General features: G+C 58.8%; 18 protein-coding genes and 1 tRNA gene. 14 read left to right on the forward strand and 5 right to left on the reverse strand.

The features are described from left to right. The first annotated feature begins 14 nt into the window (after window positions 1-14). The 3 genes from Q0864_RS01765 (at window position 15) to Q0864_RS01775 (ending at window position 1,245) form a co-directional block, all read left to right on the forward strand. The gene (locus Q0864_RS01765; protein ID WP_298565571.1) at window positions 15-494 is read left to right on the forward strand and encodes an Lrp/AsnC family transcriptional regulator; all 480 of its coding nucleotides are present in this window, start codon (window positions 15-17) and stop codon (window positions 492-494) included. A gap of 32 nt (window positions 495-526) precedes the next feature. Continuing rightward, the gene (locus Q0864_RS01770; protein ID WP_298565573.1) at window positions 527-1,087 is read left to right on the forward strand and encodes a tetratricopeptide repeat protein; all 561 of its coding nucleotides are present in this window, start codon (window positions 527-529) and stop codon (window positions 1,085-1,087) included. 71 nt (window positions 1,088-1,158) lie between these two features. Next, window positions 1,159-1,245: transfer RNA gene (locus tag Q0864_RS01775), tRNA-Leu, on the forward strand. 113 nt (window positions 1,246-1,358) lie between these two features. Here Q0864_RS01775 and ychF read toward each other — a convergent pair. Continuing rightward, window positions 1,359-2,456 (reverse strand): redox-regulated ATPase YchF, encoded by a 1,098-nt coding sequence (gene ychF / locus Q0864_RS01780; protein WP_298565575.1) that lies wholly within the window; start codon window positions 2,454-2,456, stop codon window positions 1,359-1,361. A 99-nt stretch (window positions 2,457-2,555) separates the two neighbouring features. Between ychF and Q0864_RS01785 the strand changes: the two genes are divergently transcribed. Together Q0864_RS01785 and trpA are read left to right on the forward strand one after the other, a co-directional pair. Then, window positions 2,556-2,972: a VOC family protein gene (locus Q0864_RS01785; protein WP_298565577.1), complete on the forward strand. Its 417-nt coding sequence runs from the start codon at window positions 2,556-2,558 to the stop codon at window positions 2,970-2,972. A gap of 60 nt (window positions 2,973-3,032) precedes the next feature. Beyond that, on the forward strand, window positions 3,033-3,824 hold the full coding sequence (gene trpA / locus Q0864_RS01790; protein WP_298565579.1) for a tryptophan synthase subunit alpha: 792 nt from the start codon (window positions 3,033-3,035) through the stop codon (window positions 3,822-3,824). A 4-nt stretch (window positions 3,825-3,828) separates the two neighbouring features. On the opposite strand, the gene Q0864_RS01795 is transcribed toward trpA, so the two are convergent. Further along, the gene (locus Q0864_RS01795) at window positions 3,829-5,040 is read right to left on the reverse strand and encodes an FAD-binding oxidoreductase (protein ID WP_298565581.1); all 1,212 of its coding nucleotides are present in this window, start codon (window positions 5,038-5,040) and stop codon (window positions 3,829-3,831) included. Window positions 5,041-5,226: 186 nt separating this feature from the next. Here Q0864_RS01795 and Q0864_RS01800 point away from each other — a divergent pair, with 186 nt between their 5' ends. Next, window positions 5,227-6,234 (forward strand): efflux RND transporter periplasmic adaptor subunit, encoded by a 1,008-nt coding sequence (locus Q0864_RS01800; protein ID WP_298565583.1) that lies wholly within the window; start codon window positions 5,227-5,229, stop codon window positions 6,232-6,234. Then, complete coding sequence (locus tag Q0864_RS01805) at window positions 6,227-9,475, forward strand: efflux RND transporter permease subunit (RefSeq protein WP_298565584.1); 3,249 nt, start codon at window positions 6,227-6,229, stop codon at window positions 9,473-9,475. The genes Q0864_RS01800 and Q0864_RS01805 overlap by 8 nt, the downstream gene beginning before the upstream one ends. 50 nt (window positions 9,476-9,525) lie before the next feature. Here the strand turns inward: Q0864_RS01805 and Q0864_RS01810 are convergent, their stop codons facing one another. Beyond that, entirely contained in the window at window positions 9,526-10,029 is a 504-nt protein-coding gene (locus Q0864_RS01810) for a DUF2478 domain-containing protein (RefSeq protein ID WP_298565585.1), read from the reverse strand. Between the two features lie 256 nt (window positions 10,030-10,285). Here Q0864_RS01810 and Q0864_RS01815 point away from each other — a divergent pair, with 256 nt between their 5' ends. Beyond that, window positions 10,286-11,149, forward strand: coding sequence for a DUF1989 domain-containing protein (locus Q0864_RS01815; protein ID WP_298565587.1), 864 nt, complete (start codon window positions 10,286-10,288; stop codon window positions 11,147-11,149). A gap of 2 nt (window positions 11,150-11,151) precedes the next feature. Here Q0864_RS01815 and deoD read toward each other — a convergent pair whose 3' ends face one another. Further along, window positions 11,152-11,856 (reverse strand): purine-nucleoside phosphorylase, encoded by a 705-nt coding sequence (gene deoD, locus Q0864_RS01820; RefSeq protein ID WP_298565588.1) that lies wholly within the window; start codon window positions 11,854-11,856, stop codon window positions 11,152-11,154. 113 nt (window positions 11,857-11,969) lie between these two features. Next, entirely contained in the window at window positions 11,970-13,949 is a 1,980-nt protein-coding gene (locus tag Q0864_RS01825; protein WP_298565589.1) for a protein meaA, read from the reverse strand. Between Q0864_RS01825 and Q0864_RS01830 the strand changes: the two genes are divergently transcribed. From Q0864_RS01830 to Q0864_RS01855, 6 genes are all read left to right on the forward strand, one after another. After that, the gene (locus Q0864_RS01830) at window positions 13,948-14,193 is read left to right on the forward strand and encodes a hypothetical protein (protein WP_298565590.1); all 246 of its coding nucleotides are present in this window, start codon (window positions 13,948-13,950) and stop codon (window positions 14,191-14,193) included. The two genes, Q0864_RS01825 and Q0864_RS01830, sit on opposite strands and share 2 nt — an antisense overlap. Then, entirely contained in the window at window positions 14,190-15,635 is a 1,446-nt protein-coding gene (locus Q0864_RS01835) for a 1-acyl-sn-glycerol-3-phosphate acyltransferase (RefSeq protein WP_298565592.1), read from the forward strand. The genes Q0864_RS01830 and Q0864_RS01835 overlap by 4 nt, the downstream gene beginning before the upstream one ends. Window positions 15,636-15,783: 148 nt before the next feature. Then, the gene (ccrA, locus tag Q0864_RS01840; protein ID WP_298565594.1) at window positions 15,784-17,073 is read left to right on the forward strand and encodes a crotonyl-CoA carboxylase/reductase; all 1,290 of its coding nucleotides are present in this window, start codon (window positions 15,784-15,786) and stop codon (window positions 17,071-17,073) included. Window positions 17,074-17,339: 266 nt separating this feature from the next. Next, a complete protein-coding gene (locus Q0864_RS01845; RefSeq protein WP_298565597.1) occupies window positions 17,340-17,555 on the forward strand; it encodes a hypothetical protein in 216 nt (71 codons plus the stop codon). Further along, window positions 17,500-18,213 carry a LuxR family transcriptional regulator gene (locus Q0864_RS01850; RefSeq protein WP_298565599.1) on the forward strand — a complete coding sequence of 238 codons (714 nt, stop codon included), beginning with the start codon at window positions 17,500-17,502 and terminating at the stop codon, window positions 18,211-18,213. Before Q0864_RS01845 ends, Q0864_RS01850 begins: the two co-directional genes overlap by 56 nt. A 90-nt stretch (window positions 18,214-18,303) precedes the next feature. Continuing rightward, window positions 18,304-18,957: an acyl-homoserine-lactone synthase gene (locus Q0864_RS01855; RefSeq protein ID WP_298565601.1), complete on the forward strand. Its 654-nt coding sequence runs from the start codon at window positions 18,304-18,306 to the stop codon at window positions 18,955-18,957. Window positions 18,958-18,983: the final 26 nt, after the last annotated feature.

Genomic DNA, 18,983 nt, shown 5'->3' on the forward strand with positions numbered 1-18,983 from the left:
GTTTGGAGGCAGATATGCGGGAAAGAAAGCAAGTCGAGATGGACCGGCTTGATCAGAAGATTCTGGATGTGCTGTCGGGGGACGGACGGATTTCTATCACCGATTTGGCGCGGCGGATCGGGTTGTCGAAATCCCCGACGCAGGCGCGGGTCAGGCGGCTGGAGGCTGAGGGCGTGATTACTGGCTATCGGGCGGACATTGATCCGATCCGGCTTGGTCGCGATCACGTCGCCTTTGTCGAAGTGAAGCTGTCAGACACTCGCGAAACGGCGCTCAGGGCGTTCAACGCGCAAGTCGCGCAAATTCCCGAAGTTGAAGAATGTCACATGCTGGCGGCCCATTTCGACTATCTTTTGAAGGTGCGCACCCATGATATGCGCGATTTTCGTCGGGTGCTTGGCGAAGCGATATCGTCACTGCCGCATGTGGCGCAAAGTTCGACACATGTGGTGATGCAGGCGGTCAAAGACGATGGACACAGGGTTGTGACTTGACCCGATCAAGGTGTTCGAGAGCAAAATAGGCCATGATACGGGCTGGTTTCATATCGTTTTTCCTGTCTGCGGTTTTGGCGTTTCCCATTGCCGCGACAGCTCAGGCATGCCCGCGCCCGCCCGACATTCGCGACCAGATGGATGTATTATTCTCGCTGGTTCAACAAGCCCGTAACGAAGGCGAGGCGCGACCCGCCGTCAATGGGATGTGGCTTTTGTGGACCCGTGCCCCCGATGCGAAGGCGCAGGCGCTGCTGGACGATGGGCGTGCGAAGATCCGGCTTGGCGACCATGAAGCCGCCGCGCAGGCCTTGTCTGACTTGGTCGACTACTGCCCGGACTATGCAGAAGGTTATAATCAGCGCGCGTTTGCCAACTTTTTGCAGGGCGATTATCAATCCGCGCTGGGCGATCTGGATGCCGCCTTGATGCGCAATCCACGTCACGTCGCGGCCTTGTCAGGTAAGTTTTTGACGCTTCATGCTTTGGGACGGCGCGAGGCCGCTCAGGAAAGCTTGCGCGCTGCTTTGACGCTCAACCCTTGGATCCCTGAACGCCGCATGCTGACCAAACCAAAGGGGACGGCGCTTTGAGGCATGCAACTGGTTGATTGCGTCAGCAATTCTTTGATTGTAGGGAAGGGCAGGGGCTTGCCCCGCCCGGCGCGGGCGTGATGGAATGGTAGACATACCAGACTTAAAATCTGTTGGGCCTTGTGCCCGTGTGGGTTCGACTCCCACCGCCCGCACCACCCCACCCAGCCCTGAATGGTGACGGCGATAGCTATCACTTTTGCGACTTTTCTGCGCCAAGAAAGCCGGACCGACGCGCCCCGGCTTTCAAATTTTCGACATATGTGTTGGATCAGGCGTTGAACAGGAAGTGCAGGACGTCGCCGTCTTTCACTTCGTAGCTTTTGCCTTCCGCCCGCATTTTGCCTGCTTCTTTCGCGCCACCTTCGCCACCCAGGGCAATGTAGTCGTCATAGGCGATGGTCTCGGCCCGGATGAAGCCGCGTTCAAAATCGCCGTGGATGACGCCGGCCGCCTGCGGTGCCCGTGTGCCTTCGCGGATGGTCCAGGCGCGGGCCTCTTTCGGGCCGACGGTGAAGTAGGTTTCCAAGTGCAGAAGCTCGTATCCGGCGCGGATCAGGCGGTCCAGTCCGGCTTCTTTCAGCCCCAGCTCTTCCAAAAACATTTCCATGTCGTCTGCGTCAAGCTGGCTGATCTCTTCCTCGATCTTGGCTGAGATCACGACCGAGGCCGCGCCCTGCTCTGCGGCCATATTCTCGACCGCTTGCGAATAGGCGTTGCCGCTGGCCGCATCGCTTTCGTTGACGTTGCAGACATACAGGATTTTCTTGGAGGTCAGAAGTTGCAGCATATTCCATGCCTTGCGGTCCTCGTCGTCCACATCAACGGTGCGGGCGGGTTCGCCTTTTTCCAACACTTCCATAGCGGCGCGCAGAAGGCGTTCTTGCTGAACTGCCTCTTTGTCTCCGCCGCGCACCTTGCGCACGATGTTTTGCAGGCGTTTTTCAATGCTTTCCAGATCGGCCAGCATCAGTTCCGTTTCGATCACCGCGGCGTCTTCAACCGGGTTCACCCGGCCTTCGACATGGGTCACGTCGCCGTCGTCAAAGCAGCGCAGGACGTGGGCGATGGCATCCACCTCGCGGATGTTGGCCAGAAACTGGTTGCCCAGCCCTTCACCTTTGGAGGCGCCCTTCACCAGCCCCGCGATATCAACGAAGGTCATGCGGGTCGGAATGATCTCTTTCGACCCGGCGATGGCGGCCAGTTTGTCCAACCGGTCATCCGGCACGTTCACCTCGCCCACATTGGGCTCGATCGTGCAGAACGGAAAGTTCGCCGCCTGCGCAGCTGCGGTCTTGGTCAGTGCGTTGAAAAGGGTCGACTTGCCGACATTCGGCAGACCAACGATGCCCATCTTGAAACCCATCACGGCCTCCGTCATTCAGTGTTCGGGGCGTTCTAGGGCTTTGACAGGATGGGCGCAAGCGTGGTGAAGTGGCGAGACGCGCAACAGAGGAGCTTTGCCATGCAGCCCATTCCCTATGTGTTCTTTAAAGACAAATGTCGTGACGCCGTCACGCGCTACGCCGAGATTTTTGGCAGCTCGCCCGAAATCATGTCCTTCAAGGATATGCCAGAGGAAGATCGCAACCAGATGCCCGGCGTGCCGGATGATGCTGTCATGCACGCAAGCGTGGCAATCGGTGACGGTATGCTGTTTGCCAGCGACGACCCAAGCGGCGAAACACCGGAAATGGCCGGCTGCAATGTTTGCCTTTCCCTGCCGGACGAGGCCGAAACCAAGCGGGTCTTCAATGCCTTGGCCGATGGGGGTGACGTGCGGATGCCGCTGAGCGAGATGTTCTGGACGCCGCTTTTCGGCACGCTGACCGACAAGTTCGGGGTGCGTTGGATGATCATGGCGGACAGCGACTACGAGTGACCCATTGATTTTCCCGCCCGTATTCGGCACATCGGTTCTGAACATGACAAAGGACGGATGATGACCCGGATTGATGCGAAGTTTGCTGCCTTGGCCGAAAAGGGTCAGAAGGCGTTTGTCAGCTACATCATGGGCGGGGATCCCGACATGGCGACCTCGCTTGAGGTGATGAAGGGACTGCCTGCGGCAGGTGTCGATATCATCGAACTTGGCGTGCCGTTTACCGACCCGATGGCGGATGGGCCGACGATCCAGTTGGCAGGCCAGCGTGCGCTTGACGGCGGCATGACCCTGCAAAAGACGCTGGATATGGTGGCCGCGTTTCGCAAGGGCGACGATACGACCCCGATTGTTCTGATGGGCTACTACAACCCGATCTATAGTCGCGGTGTGGACAAGTTCCTGGTGGATGCAAAGGCCGCGGGCGTGGATGGGCTGATTGTTGTCGATCTACCGCCTGAAGAAGATGACGAGCTTTGCATCCCGGCGCAGAAGGCCGGGTTGAACTTCATCCGGCTGGCGACGCCAACCACCGATGACAAGCGGTTGCCGAAGGTGCTCCAGAATACCTCTGGCTTCGTTTATTACGTGTCGGTGACGGGTGTTACCGGGGCTGCCGAAGCGCAGGCGACCAATGTCGGGCCAGAGGTCGCGCGCATCAAGGCGGCCACAGATATCCCCGTGATCGTTGGCTTCGGCGTGAACACACCTGAAAAGGCCGAGGCGATCGCAAGCATCGCGGACGGCACGGTGGTGGGCAGCGCGATCGTGTCGAAAATTGCGGCAGGCGAACCCGTCGCGGATGTGCTGGCTTTCGTGAAAACGCTGTCCGACGGGGCGCATCGGGGCTAGACGCCTAGATCACTGCGCTTTCGCCAAATGGGCGGTGAGCCGCGATCCGGTCATAGCCGAAGGGGCTTAGGTCCAAGGTTTGAAATCTGCCGGTGGTGATCAACTCGGCCAGACCACGCCCCATGGCAGGGGCTTGCTGCAGCCCGTGGCCGGAAAATCCGCTGATGAAGTAGAAGTTTCGGACCTCGCTATGCGGTCCAAGAATCGCGTTCTGATCCAGCGTGTTATACGCATAATGCCCCGCCCATTCGGTCACGATCCGCAGCGCTTCGAATTGTGGTATGCGTGTCGCAACGATGGGCCAGACATGGGTTTCCCACAGGCTGTGATCCATGTGGAAATCAGCCGGGTCGACCGCCGGATCAGGGCCAGGGCGCGCGCCGATCATATAGGTTTCGGGTCCATCCTGGCGGATGTGCACGCCGGATGGGTCGATGGTCAGCGGCAATTCGTGATCTAACGGGTGTTCAGCCTTCACAACCCAAGTGAAACGCTTTCGCGGCTCAACGGGTATGTCCAGACCAGCCAATTGCGCTACATGGTTGGCGCGCGGGCCTGCGGCGTTCACCAAATGGCCGCATGACAGCGTTCGCCCAGAGGAGAGCGCTACCGATGTCACCTGAGCTTGCGTTGCCTCGATCCCAGTGACCTCGGCATTCACATATTCGACGCCTGCCGCGACGGCCTTGCGCCGAAACCAGTCAAACAGTGCCCCGCCATCCCAGTAGCCTTCGTCGCGCGTGCCGTGGCTGCCCAGAAGGATGTCGTCGAGCTGATAGAACGGGAAGTCGCGCGCCAGGTCATGCTTGGTCATGATACGTGTGCGTGCGCCAAGGCCGTTTTGCATCACTTGTGCCGCACGCAATGCGTTGGCCTTGGGTTCGCTGTCGGCCAGATACAGATAGCCAAATTCTTGGATCGACAGGTCATCGACCCGCAAATCGCCCCCCATGTTCGCACGCAGGTTCTTTATGAATTCGGCCGTGAATTGCGAGATGCGAATATTCAGCGCCTCGCTGAACTGCTGGCGGATACAGGAATTCGTGTGAGCGGTTGAGCATTGCGCATAGGTCGGATCGCGTTCGACTACCAAGATGCGACCTTGGAAGTCGGGCGAATGGCTAAGCCACCACGCAACGGATGAACCCATCATCGCGCCGCCAATGATCACGACATCATAACTTGTCCGCGCCGGGTGCTGGGAGAGGTGAGACATGGTCAATGGATGATCCTGGCATCAGGCGCACAGATGTGCACGTTTATTTGGCTGTTTTCTGTCAAAGACTAGACATGGGTCAAGGTGCTGCAAAGCACTTGGTGCAAAGATAAAAAATAGCTGCGCTTGATAAGCATTCAAAAATGTGCATATGAAGTGATGCAATGCCCGCTGAAGGAGACCCCAATGCTGCGCGATATCATCTTGACCCTCCCCCTTTTGTGCCTGACGGGGCCAGCCAACGCGGCTGATCTATACACGGTCGCGCCGGTTCAACTGACGGAATGGAAAGCGGTGTTTGGTAAGGTCGAAGCCTCCGATATGGTGCCTGCGCGTTCGCGGCTGGGCGGCACGTTGACCGAAATCCTTGTCTCCGAAGGCGCGCGGGTGGACGAAGGCGCGTTGCTGGCCACTGTGACGGACGCAAAGCTGGACCTGCGCCTGACGGCCATCGACGCCACGCTGACCTCGCTTCAGGCGCAACTGGAAAACGCACAAAGCGAACTGACGCGCGGCGAAAGCCTCGTGGAACGGGGGGTCGCCACGGCTCAAAGGCTGGACGCGTTGCGCACGCAGGTTGATGTGGTCAAGGGGCAGATCGCTGCAACCCGTGCCGAGCGGAGTGTCATTGAGCAACAAGCGGTCGAGGGCGCCGTGCTGGCCCCCATCGCGGGCACTGTTTTGTCGGTGCCAGTAACGCGCGGTTCGGTTGTGATGCCGGGCGAACCTGTGGCCGTGATCGGTGGTGGCGGGTTCTTTTTGCGTCTTGCCGTCCCTGAACGTCATGCTGCCTTTCTGAAAGAAGGGGCCGAGATCATGATTGGCAATGACGGGACGGATGTGTCTGGGCAACTTGCAAAGGTCTATCCGCAAATCGAAAACGGCCGCGTGATTGCTGATGTCAAGGTGTCAGACCTGAGCGAAGACTTCGTAGATGCGCGCGTTCTGGTGCGGCTCCCTGTCGGTGAGACACAAGGATTGGTCGTGCCGGTCGAAGCGGTTGCGACGCGCATGGGGCTCGATTTCGTGTCGGTCGTCGGCGCGGATGGAACGGCAGTGGATCGTGTGGTCGTGCCCGGTGAACACCACGCCCTTGATGGCGTCGATCTGGTCGAGATCCTGACCGGGCTAAGCGCCGGCGAACAGGTTTTGGCGCAAGCCAAGCCCACAAGCGGAGCTGCGACCCATGAGTGATAAAAGCACCCCTCCGCCAAGCGATACGGCGCTGGGCCTTGCCGGAGCTTTGACCAAAGGCTTCATTCAATCTGCCCTGACCCCCTTGATGATCCTGGCGGCGCTGGCCGTTGGGCTTGTCGCACTGGCCAGCCTTCCACGTGAGGAAGAGCCCCAGATCTCGGTCCCGCTGGTGGATATTCACATGCAAGCCCCGGGCTTGCGTGCTGAAGATGCCGTGAAGCTGGTGTCCGAACCGATGGAGACCATCGTGAAGGGCATCAATGGTGTCGAGCATGTCTATAGCTCGACCCGCGACGATTATTCGATGGTGACGGCACGGTTCCTTGTTGGCACCTCGTCGGATGCCGCGATCTTGCGGGTGCACGACAAGGTGCGCGCCAATATGGACCGCATCCCCGTCGGGATCGGAGAGCCTCTGATCGTTGGGCGTGGTATCGACGATGTGGCCATCGTGGCGCTGACCCTGACGCCGGTCGACGGACAGGGCGCGGTGACGGCCAACGACCTGACCCGTGTGGCGCGCGAGCTGCAAAACGAGGTTGCCAAGATCCAGGATGTTGGGCTGACCTATTTGGTCGGTGACAGTTCGGAAGCGATCCGTATCGCGCCCGACCCTGAAAAGCTGGCCCTCTATGGCATCACCCTACAACAGCTGGCGGGTAAGGTTCAGGGGGCAAATCGCGCGTTTTCAACCGGTTATGTTCGCGACAAGGGGGAGCAAGTCACGCTGGTTGCGGGCGAAACCCTGCGCGCCCCGGCCGACGTGGCCAACTTGTTGCTGACCGCGCGTGATGGGCGCGCGGTCTATGTGCGCGACGTGGCTGATGTCAGCTTTGTGCCAGACATGTCCGACAGCATCGTGTCGCAGGTCCGCCGTGAAGGTGGGGCGCATGGTGACGATCACGCAGGCGGTGCCGGTGACTTGATCCGGGCGCCGGCCGTGACATTGGCCATCGCGAAACGCGCCGGCGCAAACGCCGTCGTGGTGGCAGAAGCCATTCTGCACAAAGTCGACGCCCTGCAAGGCGCGTTGATCCCTGACAGCATGCAAGTGACCGTCACCCGTGACTACGGCGAAACCGCGGACGAGAAAGCCAACGAGCTATTGTTCCACCTCGGCCTTGCCACGGTGTCGATCGTCGGGCTTGTGCTGTTTGCCATTGGCTGGCGCGAAAGCATCGTGGTTGCGGTCGTGATCCCGGTCACCATTCTGCTGACGCTCTTTGCGGCGTGGGTGATGGGCTATACGCTGAACCGAGTGTCCTTGTTCGCGTTGATCTTTTCCATCGGGATTTTGGTCGATGACGCCATCGTTGTGATCGAAAACATCGCCCGCCATTGGGCGATGGGCGACAAGGCCGATCGGGTTACCAAGGCCGTGCGTGCAGTGGCTGAAGTTGGCAACCCCACCATTGTCGCCACGTTGACCGTGGTTGCGGCCCTTTTGCCGATGCTGTTCGTGTCGGGATTGATGGGCCCCTATATGAGCCCGATTCCGGCCAATGCCTCGGCTGCGATGATCTTTTCCTTTTTCGTGGCGGTGATCATCACACCATGGCTGATGATCAAGATCGCGGGCAACGCGCCGGCCCATGATCACGCCGAGGAAGGCCCTCAAGGGGGTCGACTGGGAGCTATCTATGCCGCAGTCGCACGGCCCATTCTAGCCAGCAAGTCGCGCAGCCTGATCTTTCTTCTTGTCTCGGTGGTGCTGAGCTTCGGATCGCTGGGACTGCTGTATACGAAGGACGTGACGGTCAAGCTTTTGCCGTTTGACAACAAGTCCGAACTGTCCGTGGTGATCGACCTGCCCGAAGGGTCTTCGGTCGAAGCCACCGATGCCGTCGCGCAATCTGTCGCGCATGAAGTGATGAAGCTGGCCGAGGTGATCTCGGTCGAGACCCATGCCGGCACAGCAAGCCCGTTCAACTTCAATGGGTTGGTGCGTCACTATTATCTGCGCGAAGAACCGCAGATGGGCGATGTGCAGATCATGCTGGCCGCCAAACACCACCGCGACCGCGAAAGCCATGATATTGCGTTGGAGATCCGCGACCGAATTGCGGCGCTGGATGTTCCGCCGGGCACGACGCTGAAAACTGTCGAACCGCCCCCCGGTCCGCCGGTCATCGCGACGCTTCTGGCCGAGGTGTATGGACCCACAGCCGACGCCCGCCGGGCGGCTGCGCTGAAGATCCGTGAAGCGTTTGAAAGCGTTCCCTATGTGGTCGATACCGATGACGGGTTCGGTACCCAGCCACGCAAGATCCGCGCAACCATTTCATCCGACCAACTGGAATTCCACGGCGTTCAGGAACAGGACGTATTCGCGACCTTGGGCATGCTGAACACCCAGACCACGGTCGGCTATTCGCACCGCAGCGACGGGCGCTATCCGATTCCGATCGTGGTGGGGCGTGACAAGGCCGACCGGGTGGTTGATGAACGCTTTTTGTCCACGCCGATCCCCGCAAACACGCTGCCGGGTGCGCGCGGCGTGGTCGAACTGGGCGACGTCATCTCGCTGGTTGAAGAGCGCGCGAGTTTCCCGATCTTTCGCCATAACGGCCGCGCCACAGAGATGGTGATGGCGGAACTGGCGGGCGATTTCGAGGCACCGTTTTACGGCATGCTCGCCGTTGCTGACGCGTTGGACCAGATGGAGTGGGAAGACGGCACCAAGCCCGTTATCCGAATGAATGGCCAGCCTGAGGATGAAAGCGTCATCACCCTTCTTTGGGACGGCGAATGGGAGGTCACATGGGTGACGTTCCGTGACATGGGCGCGGCCTTTGCGGTGGCCCTTTTGGGGATCTATATCCTTGTCGTGGCGCAGTTCGGGTCATTCAAGCTTCCGCTTGTGATCCTGACCCCAATTCCGCTGACCTTCCTTGGGATCATGGTGGGGCATTGGCTGTTTGCCGCGCCATTCTCGGCCACATCAATGATCGGGTTCATTGCCTTGGCGGGGATTATCGTGCGCAATTCGATCCTTCTGGTCGACTTCATCCGGCATGCGGACCCGCGTCAGGACAAGGTGTCGATCCTGATCGAAGCTGGCGCGATCCGCTTCAAACCGATCCTGTTGACGGCGATCGCGGCGATGATCGGTGCAGTGGTAATCTTGGCTGACCCTATCTTTCAGGGGCTCGCGATTTCGCTTCTGTTCGGGCTTCTCAGTTCGACCCTGCTGACGGTGTTGGTCATTCCCGCGATCTACCGGGTGTTTCGCACCTAAGGTCCGACAATCGCACAGTTGACTGGGAAGGGCGCTGTTCGGCGCCCTTTCTATTTGGCCGTCGCGTCGATTGCCCAGGTCATCACGGCGTCATGTTCAGGTGCCAACTGCTCTGCCTCGCCGACAAAGGCCTTGAAGGCGTCATGCGACCCTTCGCTGACACCGATAATCGCGGGGATGTCGGCAAGAAGCGCACTTCCAATGGCTTCGCGAAATCCACGCCCTTCGGCCTCTTGCTTGCCGAACTTGTTGACGATCAGAAGGTCAGCGCCAGCTTTCACCCTGTCCTCGGTCTGGCCCACGGCTGTTTCCAAGGCGTCGGGGTTCAATTTGCAGCCTTGGGCGTTCGCTCCAAGATACTGGCTGATGCGGATCTTCGGCCCGTCCGGCAAGACCAAAACGTCCATATCGCAGTGATGTTCCTCGGCGCGTTCCGTGTCCAACTGAACGGTCCCACACAGCGACAGACCCCGCTGGCCCAACGCCGCAGCCACACCCGCCAGCAAGAGGTTGGTTTGCCCCCGGCCCGGTGCAATCACATAGGCAAGCTTCATCAAAAACCCCTTCCACTAGACGGCTTATCAGATGGCCTTCGATACGCCGCTTGTCAATCTTGTGGTCGATGGTGCGGCCGGGGGCAGTGGGCACGCGGCACATGCAGGCGCCTCGTGCCAGGACGTCGGATCGGTGGCGACGGCAGATTTGGCTTGCCCGGCGCAACCCGACCGTCCCTGACCAGCCATATCGAGAAGCCTTGCCCCTGTTGTCCTGGCGTGGCTTCATGCGGAAAACACAGCGAAAGGCCCAAGGATGAAGCCACAACACCCGATGTATGAGGCCCCAAGCGATGCCGACCTTCGCCGTGCCGAGGGTCCGGTGATCTGCTATCGCGCCGACACACTGCCACCCCCGCCCATGTCGCTTTACCGCGAGGCACGCGAGGGGGCTCTGAAAATCAGTGAAACACGGGTGCCGCCACGCGATGCGCGCGTGTTCAGCGTGCCAGCCGGTCACTTCTTTCGCATCACCTCGGTCGAAGGGCCGCAGGTCGGAGATCTGAACCTTTGGAATGCGCATGACCTTGATGAAAGGTTCTATTCGGGCAAGACACGCGCCCTTCACGGCACGCATTTGTCCGTTTCAGATCGGATGTGGACAAGTTTTCCCGGCACGCGTCCGATGGCGACCATCGTTGATGACACGCTGGATTGGTATGGGTTCGACGCTTTTGGCGGGTCAGTGCATGACGTGATCGGCACACGCTGTGACCCCTATACGCACAATCTTTTGACGGGCGGGCAATATCACCACTGCTGCCATTCCAATTTGACGCGGTGCTTGGCGGATCATCTGGGCTGCACGCTGGCCCAAGCAGAACCTCACATCCATGACGTTCTGAATGTTTTCATGTGCACCGGGTTTACCCGCGATACTGGCCAGTATTTCATGAAGAAAAGTCCGGTCCGTCCCGGCGACTATCTGGAGTTCTTTGCCGAGATCGACCTGCTGGGCGCACTCAGCGCCTGTCCGGGTGGGGATTGTTCATCTGAACACAGCTCGGATACGGCGGCGTGTTTTCCGCTGCAGGTCGAGGTGTTCGCCCCCAATGAAGGTGCGCTTGCTGGATGGTCACAGCCGCCGTGCAACGGCTATGACCGCAGTCATGGCCGATAGGCTCAGGCGAACGCGGCGTCCAACGCGATCTCGACCATGTCACCGAAGCTCTGTTCGCGAAGGTCCGAGGCCAAAGCCTCGCCGGTTTGCAGGTGGTCCGAGACAGTCATGATCCCAAGCGCACGCACGCCATGGCGGGCGGCAAGCGTATAAAGCTCTGCCGCTTCCATTTCGACGCCCAAAATGCCGTGCCGCGTCATCTGCTCATTCAGGTCTGGGCGTTCATCATAGAACGTGTCCGAGCTATAGATACCGCCGACATGAACCCCAACATCGCGAGTGCGGGCCGATGCCACTGCGGCCTCCAGAAGGCTGTAATCGGCGCAGGGCGAATAGTTCAACTCACGGAAGATCGTGTTGGAGGGTGTCCCGACGGTCGTGCAGGTCATCGCAATCACCACATCTCGCAGCTTGACCTGCGGCTGCATCCCGCCACATGACCCGATGCGGATCAGGGTTTTTGCCCCGTAGTCGCGGATCAGCTCGTTGGCATAGATCGACAGGCTGGGCATCCCCATTCCCGACCCCTGGATCGTAACGCGATTGCCTTTGTAGGTGCCGGTGAACCCCAGCATCCCGCGGACTTCATTGACCAACTCGGCCCCATCCAGAAACTTTTCTGCTGCCCAGCGGGCGCGGTAGGGGTCACCGGGCATCAGCACGGTTTCAGCGATCTGGCCTTTTTCGGCACCGATATGGACGGTCATAGTCTTCTCCGTTTCTTGGGACAGAGGAAACCTAGCCTGCGCGTGCGGAAAGGGAAAGGTTCATGCAGCGCAGAGTGGCGCAGCACGCTTTCAACCGTCGTGTCGGGGCCGGCCTATTCGGCGGCGACTTCTGCTGGAGCCACCAAGGTTACGATGTCGTCCATGATGGTGTTCAGCTCGAAATCCTTCGGCGTATAGACCTTGGCGACCCCCATGGCGCGCAGTCGGTCTGCGTCCTCATCCGGGATGATCCCGCCCGCAACCACGGGGATGTGGCCCAGACCAGCCTCGCGCATTCGTTCGATCAGTTCTTCCAGCAGCGGGATATGGCTGCCTGACAGGATCGACAGGCCGACCACGTGGGCCTCGGTTTCGATGGCCGAGGCGACAAGCTCCTCCGGTGTCAGGCGAATGCCTTCATAGGTGATATCCATGCCGCAATCGCGGGCGCGGGCGGCGATTTGTTCGGCACCGTTGGAATGACCATCAAGCCCCGGTTTGCCGACCAGGAAGGTCAGACGACGACCAAGCGCGTCAGACACCGCATCCACGCGGGTACGGATCTCGTCCAGCCCTTCGGTGCGGTTTGATGGGTTTTTCGAAACCCCCGTTGGCGCGCGATACTGCCCGAAGGTCTGGCGCATAACTTCGCCCCATTCACCCGTTGTCACGCCCGCTTTGGCGGCGGCGATTGACGGCGGCATGATGTTGTCGCCGGATTTGGCAGCAGCTCGTAATGCGTCCAGCGCAGCCTTGACCTTGGCTCCGTCGCGATCTGCACGCCATTGTTCCAGCCGGGCGATCTGATCGGCCTCGGCTTCCTTATCGGCGACCATGATCGCGCCATCGCCTGCGGTCAGGGGGCTTTCGGCGGCTTCCGTCCAGCGGTTCACACCGACCACAGTGGTTTCACCCGCTTCGATCTTGTTGATGCGTCGCGCGTTCGAATCCACCAAGCGCGACTTCATGTATTCAATGGCAGCAACCGCGCCGCCCATCCCGTCAATCTGGGCCAGCTCAGCGCGTGCGCCGTCTTTCAACTCGGCCACTTTACGTTCCACGGCGGGGTTTTCATCAAACAGGTCGTCGAATTCCAGAAGGTCGGTTTCATAGGCTAGGATTTGCTGCATGCGCAGAGACCATTGCTGGTCCCACGGGCGGGGCAGGCCAAGTGCTTCGTTCCAAGCGGGCAGTTGCACGGCGCGGGCGCGGGCATTTTTGGACAGCGTGACCGCCAGCATCTCGATCAAAATGCGGTAGACGTTGTTTTCCGGCTGCTGCTCGGTCAGGCCGAGGCTATTCACCTGCACACCATAGCGGAAACGGCGGAACTTGGGGTCTTCGACGCCGTAGCGGTCGCGGGTGATTTCATCCCACAGCTCGACAAAGGCGCGCATCTTGCACAGCTCGGTGACGAAGCGGATGCCGGCATTCACGAAGAAGCTGATGCGGCCCACCATGGCCGGGAAGGCCTCGGCGGGCACTTTGTTTTTCAGATCGTCCAACACGGCGATGGCGGTGGCCAGTGCGAAGGCCAGCTCTTCTTCGGGCGTCGCGCCGGCTTCTTGCAAGTGATAGGAACACACGTTCATCGGGTTCCATTTTGGCAGATGTTCGCGCGTATAGGCGGCAACGTCGGTAATCATCCGCAGCGAAGGCTCTGGCGGGCAGACATAGGTGCCGCGCGACAGGTATTCCTTGATGATGTCGTTCTGCACCGTGCCTTGCAGCTTTGAGACATCCGCGCCTTGCTCCTCAGCCGCTGCAATATAAAGCGACAACAGCCACGGCGCCGTGGCGTTGATCGTCATCGAGGTGTTCATCTGCTCAAGCGGGATATCGGCGAACAGCGCGCGCATGTCGCCCAGGTGGCCAAGCGGCACGCCCACCTTGCCCACTTCGCCGCGCGCCAGCTTGTGGTCGCTGTCATATCCGGTTTGGGTTGGCAGATCGAAAGCCACCGACAGACCCGTCTGACCTTTTGCAAGGTTCGTGCGATAAAGCGCGTTCGACGCTTTGGCGGTCGAGTGACCCGCATACGTGCGGAAAAGCCATGGCCGCGTTTGAGGGCTGGGATTCGTGGGGCTGTTCATGTTCCGTGACTCGCGGGTTTGTTGCGCTGCAGCATTTTTCGCAGACGAAAGAATGTTACGCAAGGGTGAATATTGCATGAAGAAAGTTGCGCGCTTTGGGGACGCCATGCTGGCAGGCTCGGTTGTTGGCATCAATCCTGCCTTCCAATTGCAAACAAATGAGAATTGGTGCGTGCATTGCGTGCCGCATTGGTGCTGGTCAGGCTTTACCTTGCGCCGGAAACCTGAAAACGTGACGCCATGACGCGCGTGGTGGAATTGCCTCTTTGGCTGCTTGTCCTGATCCTGGCTTTCGCCACGGTGACTTTTGCGTCGCATTTCCTGTTCCCCTCTGTCCGTTGGTTCTTTCGCCGTCGCCTTGAACGAGCGGTTGCGCAGCTAAACCAAAGGCTTGAACGCCCGATCGAACCCTTCAAGCTGGCCCGGCGCTATGACATGGTGCAAAGGCTGTCTTATGATCCTGAAGTGGCCAAGGCGATCTCCGAACATGCCCGCGACGAAGGCATTCCCGAGCAGGTCGCCTTTGAGAAAGCCCAGCGATACGCACGCGAGATCGTGCCGCGGTTCTCGGCCACCGCCTATTTCGGGTTTGGGATCTGGCTGGCAAAACTGCTGAGCCGGGCCTTCTATCGTGTGCGCCTTGGCGCTTTCGACGAAGCGCGCCTGCGCGAGATAGAGCCTGACGCGACGGTCGTCTTTGTTATGAACCACCGATCCAACATGGATTATGTGCTGGTCACGTGGCTTGCGGCCGAACGTTCGCACTTGTCCTATGCGGTGGGCGAATGGGCCCGTGTCTGGCCGCTGCGCGCCTTGATCCGGTCGATGGGCGCGTTCTTCATTCGTCGCAAAAGCCGCAATGCGCTGTATCGCAAAGTGCTGGCGCGCTATGTGCGGATGGCGACAGAGGGCGGCGTGACGCAGGCGATGTTCCCGGAAGGCGGGCTGAGCCTCAATGGGACAGTTGGGGCGCCCAAGCTGGGGCTGCTCAGCTATATCGTGCAAGATTTCGAACCGGGCAAGAACCGCGACGTGGTGTTCGTGCCGGTGGCGATGAATTATGACCGGGTGTTGGAGGATCGCGTGTTGGTGGCCGCCGATGTCAGCGGTCATCGCAAGTTCGGGCTGCGCTTCAAGTATGTTGCGCGCCATGTGGGCCGCCACATCTGGCAACGCCTGACAGGTAAATTTCATCGCTTTGGTTATGCCAGTGTGTCCTTTGGGGCGCCGGTATCACTGGCGACCTTTCTTGGGGATCGCACCCCCGAACAGATCCTGATCCCGCTTGGGAAAGAGCTGATGTCGCGCATCCGTGACGTCGTGCCGGTGCTTCCCGTGCCCGTTGTCGCCGCCATTCTTCTTGAAAAAGACACGCATACGAGTGCCGAGATCGAAGATCGGTTCCAGACTCTTGTGGCCGACATGGAAGCCAAGGGCGCTCATGTGCATTTGCCCCGTGGTGACATGAAATATGCCGCCGAAGTCGGACTTCGTCTTCTGGAATCGCGCAAGTTGATCATGGAAGAGGGCAGAGATGGCGCGTCGGTCTATCGCGTCAATCCTTCGGATCGGCTGATCTTGTCTTACTACGCCAACTCTATCGCCCATTTGTCGGATGCCATCACGACGGTTCAAATATCGGACCTGACCCCGTCCGAGGTGGCTGACGCAGCCGTTCTGCCTTAGCTCTGAAATCATTTGACGCGACATAAAGTTACAAAAATGTGCTGTTTGGTGTTGCAATCTTGCGGAGCCATACGTAATGCTGCATTAGCAGCCGCATTTCTGCACTGCGGCAACAGAATCAGATAACGCGCAATAGCAGGAGGCCCCGATGGCTTTGGACACGCAACCCAGCATCGCTGACTACGATGCCCCGAAAAAAGACCTTTACGAAATCGGCGAGATGCCACCGTTGGGCCATGTGCCTGAACAAATGTATGCTTGGGCGATCCGTCGCGAACGGCACGGCGAACCCGACAAGTCGTTCCTGGTGGAAGTCGTCGACACACCGAAATTGGACAGCCACGAAGTTCTGGTGCTCGTGATGGCGGCAGGCGTTAACTACAACGGTGTCTGGGCTGGTCTGGGTGTGCCGATTTCGCCCTTCGATGGCCATGGCGCTGACTATCACATCGCGGGGTCTGATGCGTCGGGCATCGTGTGGGCTGTCGGAGACAAGGTCAAAACCTGGAAGGTTGGGGACGAGGTTGTCATCCACTGCAATCAGGACGACGGCGATGACGAAGAATGCAACGGCGGCGACCCCATGTTTTCGCCCAGCCAGCGGATCTGGGGGTATGAGACACCTGACGGCTCGTTCGCGCAGTTCACCAATGTTCAGGCGCAGCAGCTTTTGCCACGCCCCAAGCACCTGACTTGGGAAGAAAGCGCTTGCTACACGCTGACCTTGGCAACGGCCTACCGGATGCTGTTCGGTCACGCGCCACATGAGTTGAAGCCCGGTCAAAACGTGCTGGTTTGGGGCGCGTCAGGTGGCTTGGGGTCCTTCGCGATCCAATTGATCAACGCGGCTGGCGCCAATGCCATCGGTGTGATCTCTGAAGAAGACAAACGCGAGTTCGTGATGTCGCTTGGCGCCAAGGGCGTCATCAACCGCAAGGACTTCAATTGCTGGGGGCAACTGCCCACCGTGAACACACCCGAATACGCCGCGTGGTTCAAAGAGGTCCGTAAATTCGGCAAAGCCATCTGGGACATCACCGGCAAGGGCAACAATGTGGACATGGTGTTTGAGCATCCCGGCGAAGCGACGTTCCCGGTGTCGACCTTCGTGTGTAAAAAAGGCGGCATGGTCGTGATCTGCGCGGGCACGACGGGTTTCAACTGCACGTTCGATGTGCGTTACCTCTGGATGCACCAAAAGCGCATCCAAGGCAGTCACTTCGCGCACCTGAAGCAGGCCGCATCGGCCAACCGGATGATGGTGGAACGTCGGATCGACCCCTGCATGTCAGAGGTGTTCCCATGGGACGAGATCCCGGACGCGCATATGAAGATGCTGCGCAACGAACACAAGCCGGGCAACATGGCGGTTCTGGTGCAGTCCCCGAAAACCGGGCTGCGAACATTTGAGGACGCTCTGGAAGCTGGTCCCAAGTAACCAACCCGATTGCTGGGCCATATGGATCGGCCCCTCACCCTGTTCTTGGGGTGGGGGGCTTTTTCGTGCGCGCAGCACACCTATTCAGCGAAAAGATTTATTCCGAATCACTTTTAGCGAAACGACGCCGATTGGCATCACCGGGATCAAATCAATAGGATAGTATTCTGAGCCTCGCCATTTTTGGGGAGTGCAAAACTGTGAATACCTCGAAAAAAAATCACATGCTAAGGTTGTTTTCCCTAACCTATGGATCGAGGCTTTACATGTCAGATGAATGGATCATTGATGTTCTTACCGACCTGAAGGCCTATGCCGTGAAAAATGGTTTAAGTGTCACGGCAGACCAGTTGGATGATGCGCGCCTTATCGCCATGACCGAGATCGCAAGCGCTTCACGTCGGACGACGGAGAACGTGAAGCCATATGATAAACCGGTTGGAAGACCTACTCTCTACATTGCAGGCGGCGAGCACGCTTGAGGATCTTCAAAGCGTTATCGAAGCGCTTCGGGACTACTACAATGTGTCGCATGCCGTTTATCATTGGGTGAACTCTGTCGGAGAGCGTTTCGGCGCGGGAACCTACAGCGCCGAGTGGGTAGATCGCTATCTCGAAAAGGACTACCTGCGGATTGATCCTGTTATTTTCGGATGTTTTCAAAGGTTTACACCTGTTTCCTGGAAAGAGCTCGACTGGTCCTCGAAGGCCGCACGTGAAATGTTTCAGGACGCGCTTGCGTTCGGTTTAGGCAATCAGGGTTTCACAATTCCGATCCGCGGACCAAATGGACAGTTCGCGCTGTTTACTTTGAACGACAATGTTGCCGATGAGGACTGGGAGCGTTTCGTCGATCAGAACACCCACGATCTGATGATTATTGCACACGAGCTGAACAAAAAGGCGCTGGCATTTGAAAAATGGGGCGAAGAAAGCTCGTCGCCCTCACTGTCGCCGCGCGAACTTTCGGCCATGACCTGCCTCGCCAAAGGGATGAATAGAGCACAAGCTGCGGCTGAGTTGCAGATATCAGAGCACACGCTAAGAGTTTATATCGAATCGGCTCGTCACAAGCTGGGCGCCATGAATACAACCCATGCGGTAGCGCGTGCGTTGTCGACGGGAATCATCATCGTTTAAAATTTGATGAAAACGCACGAGACATTTGCCTTACATTAACCTTAAGGCGACCATTGTTTGGCTAGCTTATCGGACAAAGGAGCCAATCTCATGCTGCGCTATCTCTATGGTAACGATCTTAACAATTTCCCTCTGCTTGCAGACACCATGTTCCGCGATCGGGCTGAACAATTCTCGCGCCGTCTCGGCTGGGATGTTCACGTCAACGAGGCAGGGCACGAACGTGACGAGTATGATGCCATTAACCCTCTCTATGTGATCTGGGAACAGGCTGATGGCCGTCACGGTGGATCAATGCGTTTTCTGCCCACAGTGGGGCAAACGATGGTCAACGACCACTTCATCCATTTGACCGAAGGTGTGCGGATTGAAAGCCCGCTCATTTGGGAATGCACCCGGTTCTGTCTGGCACCCGGTGCCGACCGTCGCGCGTCGGCCGCACTTGCGTTGGGGGCCGGAGAGTTGATGAGCGCCTTCAAACTGAAGCACTATGTCGGTGTGTTCGATCCGCGCATGGAGCGGATCTATCGCCTGATGGGGCTTGAGCCCGAGGTCGTCGGTATGGACGGTGAAGGCAAGGAACGGATCGGTGTAGGCCTATGGTCGATGAATGACGATGCTTTTGCCCCAACCCTCGAACGGGTGGGCGTCAGCCGCGAAACCAGCAAAAGCTGGTTGCGTTATTCACTCGGCCTTGGCGCACGTTCTGCTCCGCAAGAGCAAGACCTGCCCGAAACCGCCTGACGAAAACGTTGTGGCCAGCGCCTATG

Origin of the sequence: uncultured Aliiroseovarius sp., assembly GCF_947497285.1 — a bacterium.
In the GTDB taxonomy this organism is placed as follows: domain Bacteria; phylum Pseudomonadota; class Alphaproteobacteria; order Rhodobacterales; family Rhodobacteraceae; genus Aliiroseovarius.

Excerpts from the sequence above, each read along its gene's own strand:
- Q0864_RS01765 (WP_298565571.1), top strand. The coding sequence starts at position 15 with ATGCGGGAAAGAAAGCAAGTCGAGATGGACCGGCTTGATCAGAAGATT.
- Q0864_RS01770 (WP_298565573.1), top strand. The coding sequence starts at position 527 with ATGATACGGGCTGGTTTCATATCGTTTTTCCTGTCTGCGGTTTTGGCG.
- ychF (WP_298565575.1), bottom strand. The coding sequence starts at position 2,456 with ATGGGTTTCAAGATGGGCATCGTTGGTCTGCCGAATGTCGGCAAGTCG.
- Q0864_RS01785 (WP_298565577.1), top strand. The coding sequence starts at position 2,556 with ATGCAGCCCATTCCCTATGTGTTCTTTAAAGACAAATGTCGTGACGCC.
- trpA (WP_298565579.1), top strand. The coding sequence starts at position 3,033 with ATGACCCGGATTGATGCGAAGTTTGCTGCCTTGGCCGAAAAGGGTCAG.
- Q0864_RS01795 (WP_298565581.1), bottom strand. The coding sequence starts at position 5,040 with ATGTCTCACCTCTCCCAGCACCCGGCGCGGACAAGTTATGATGTCGTG.
- Q0864_RS01800 (WP_298565583.1), top strand. The coding sequence starts at position 5,227 with ATGCTGCGCGATATCATCTTGACCCTCCCCCTTTTGTGCCTGACGGGG.
- Q0864_RS01805 (WP_298565584.1), top strand. The coding sequence starts at position 6,227 with ATGAGTGATAAAAGCACCCCTCCGCCAAGCGATACGGCGCTGGGCCTT.
- Q0864_RS01810 (WP_298565585.1), bottom strand. The coding sequence starts at position 10,029 with ATGAAGCTTGCCTATGTGATTGCACCGGGCCGGGGGCAAACCAACCTC.
- Q0864_RS01815 (WP_298565587.1), top strand. The coding sequence starts at position 10,286 with ATGAAGCCACAACACCCGATGTATGAGGCCCCAAGCGATGCCGACCTT.
- deoD (WP_298565588.1), bottom strand. The coding sequence starts at position 11,856 with ATGACCGTCCATATCGGTGCCGAAAAAGGCCAGATCGCTGAAACCGTG.
- Q0864_RS01830 (WP_298565590.1), top strand. The coding sequence starts at position 13,948 with ATGTTCCGTGACTCGCGGGTTTGTTGCGCTGCAGCATTTTTCGCAGAC.
- Q0864_RS01825 (WP_298565589.1), bottom strand. The coding sequence starts at position 13,949 with ATGAACAGCCCCACGAATCCCAGCCCTCAAACGCGGCCATGGCTTTTC.
- Q0864_RS01835 (WP_298565592.1), top strand. The coding sequence starts at position 14,190 with ATGACGCGCGTGGTGGAATTGCCTCTTTGGCTGCTTGTCCTGATCCTG.
- ccrA (WP_298565594.1), top strand. The coding sequence starts at position 15,784 with ATGGCTTTGGACACGCAACCCAGCATCGCTGACTACGATGCCCCGAAA.
- Q0864_RS01845 (WP_298565597.1), top strand. The coding sequence starts at position 17,340 with ATGTCAGATGAATGGATCATTGATGTTCTTACCGACCTGAAGGCCTAT.
- Q0864_RS01850 (WP_298565599.1), top strand. The coding sequence starts at position 17,500 with ATGATAAACCGGTTGGAAGACCTACTCTCTACATTGCAGGCGGCGAGC.
- Q0864_RS01855 (WP_298565601.1), top strand. The coding sequence starts at position 18,304 with ATGCTGCGCTATCTCTATGGTAACGATCTTAACAATTTCCCTCTGCTT.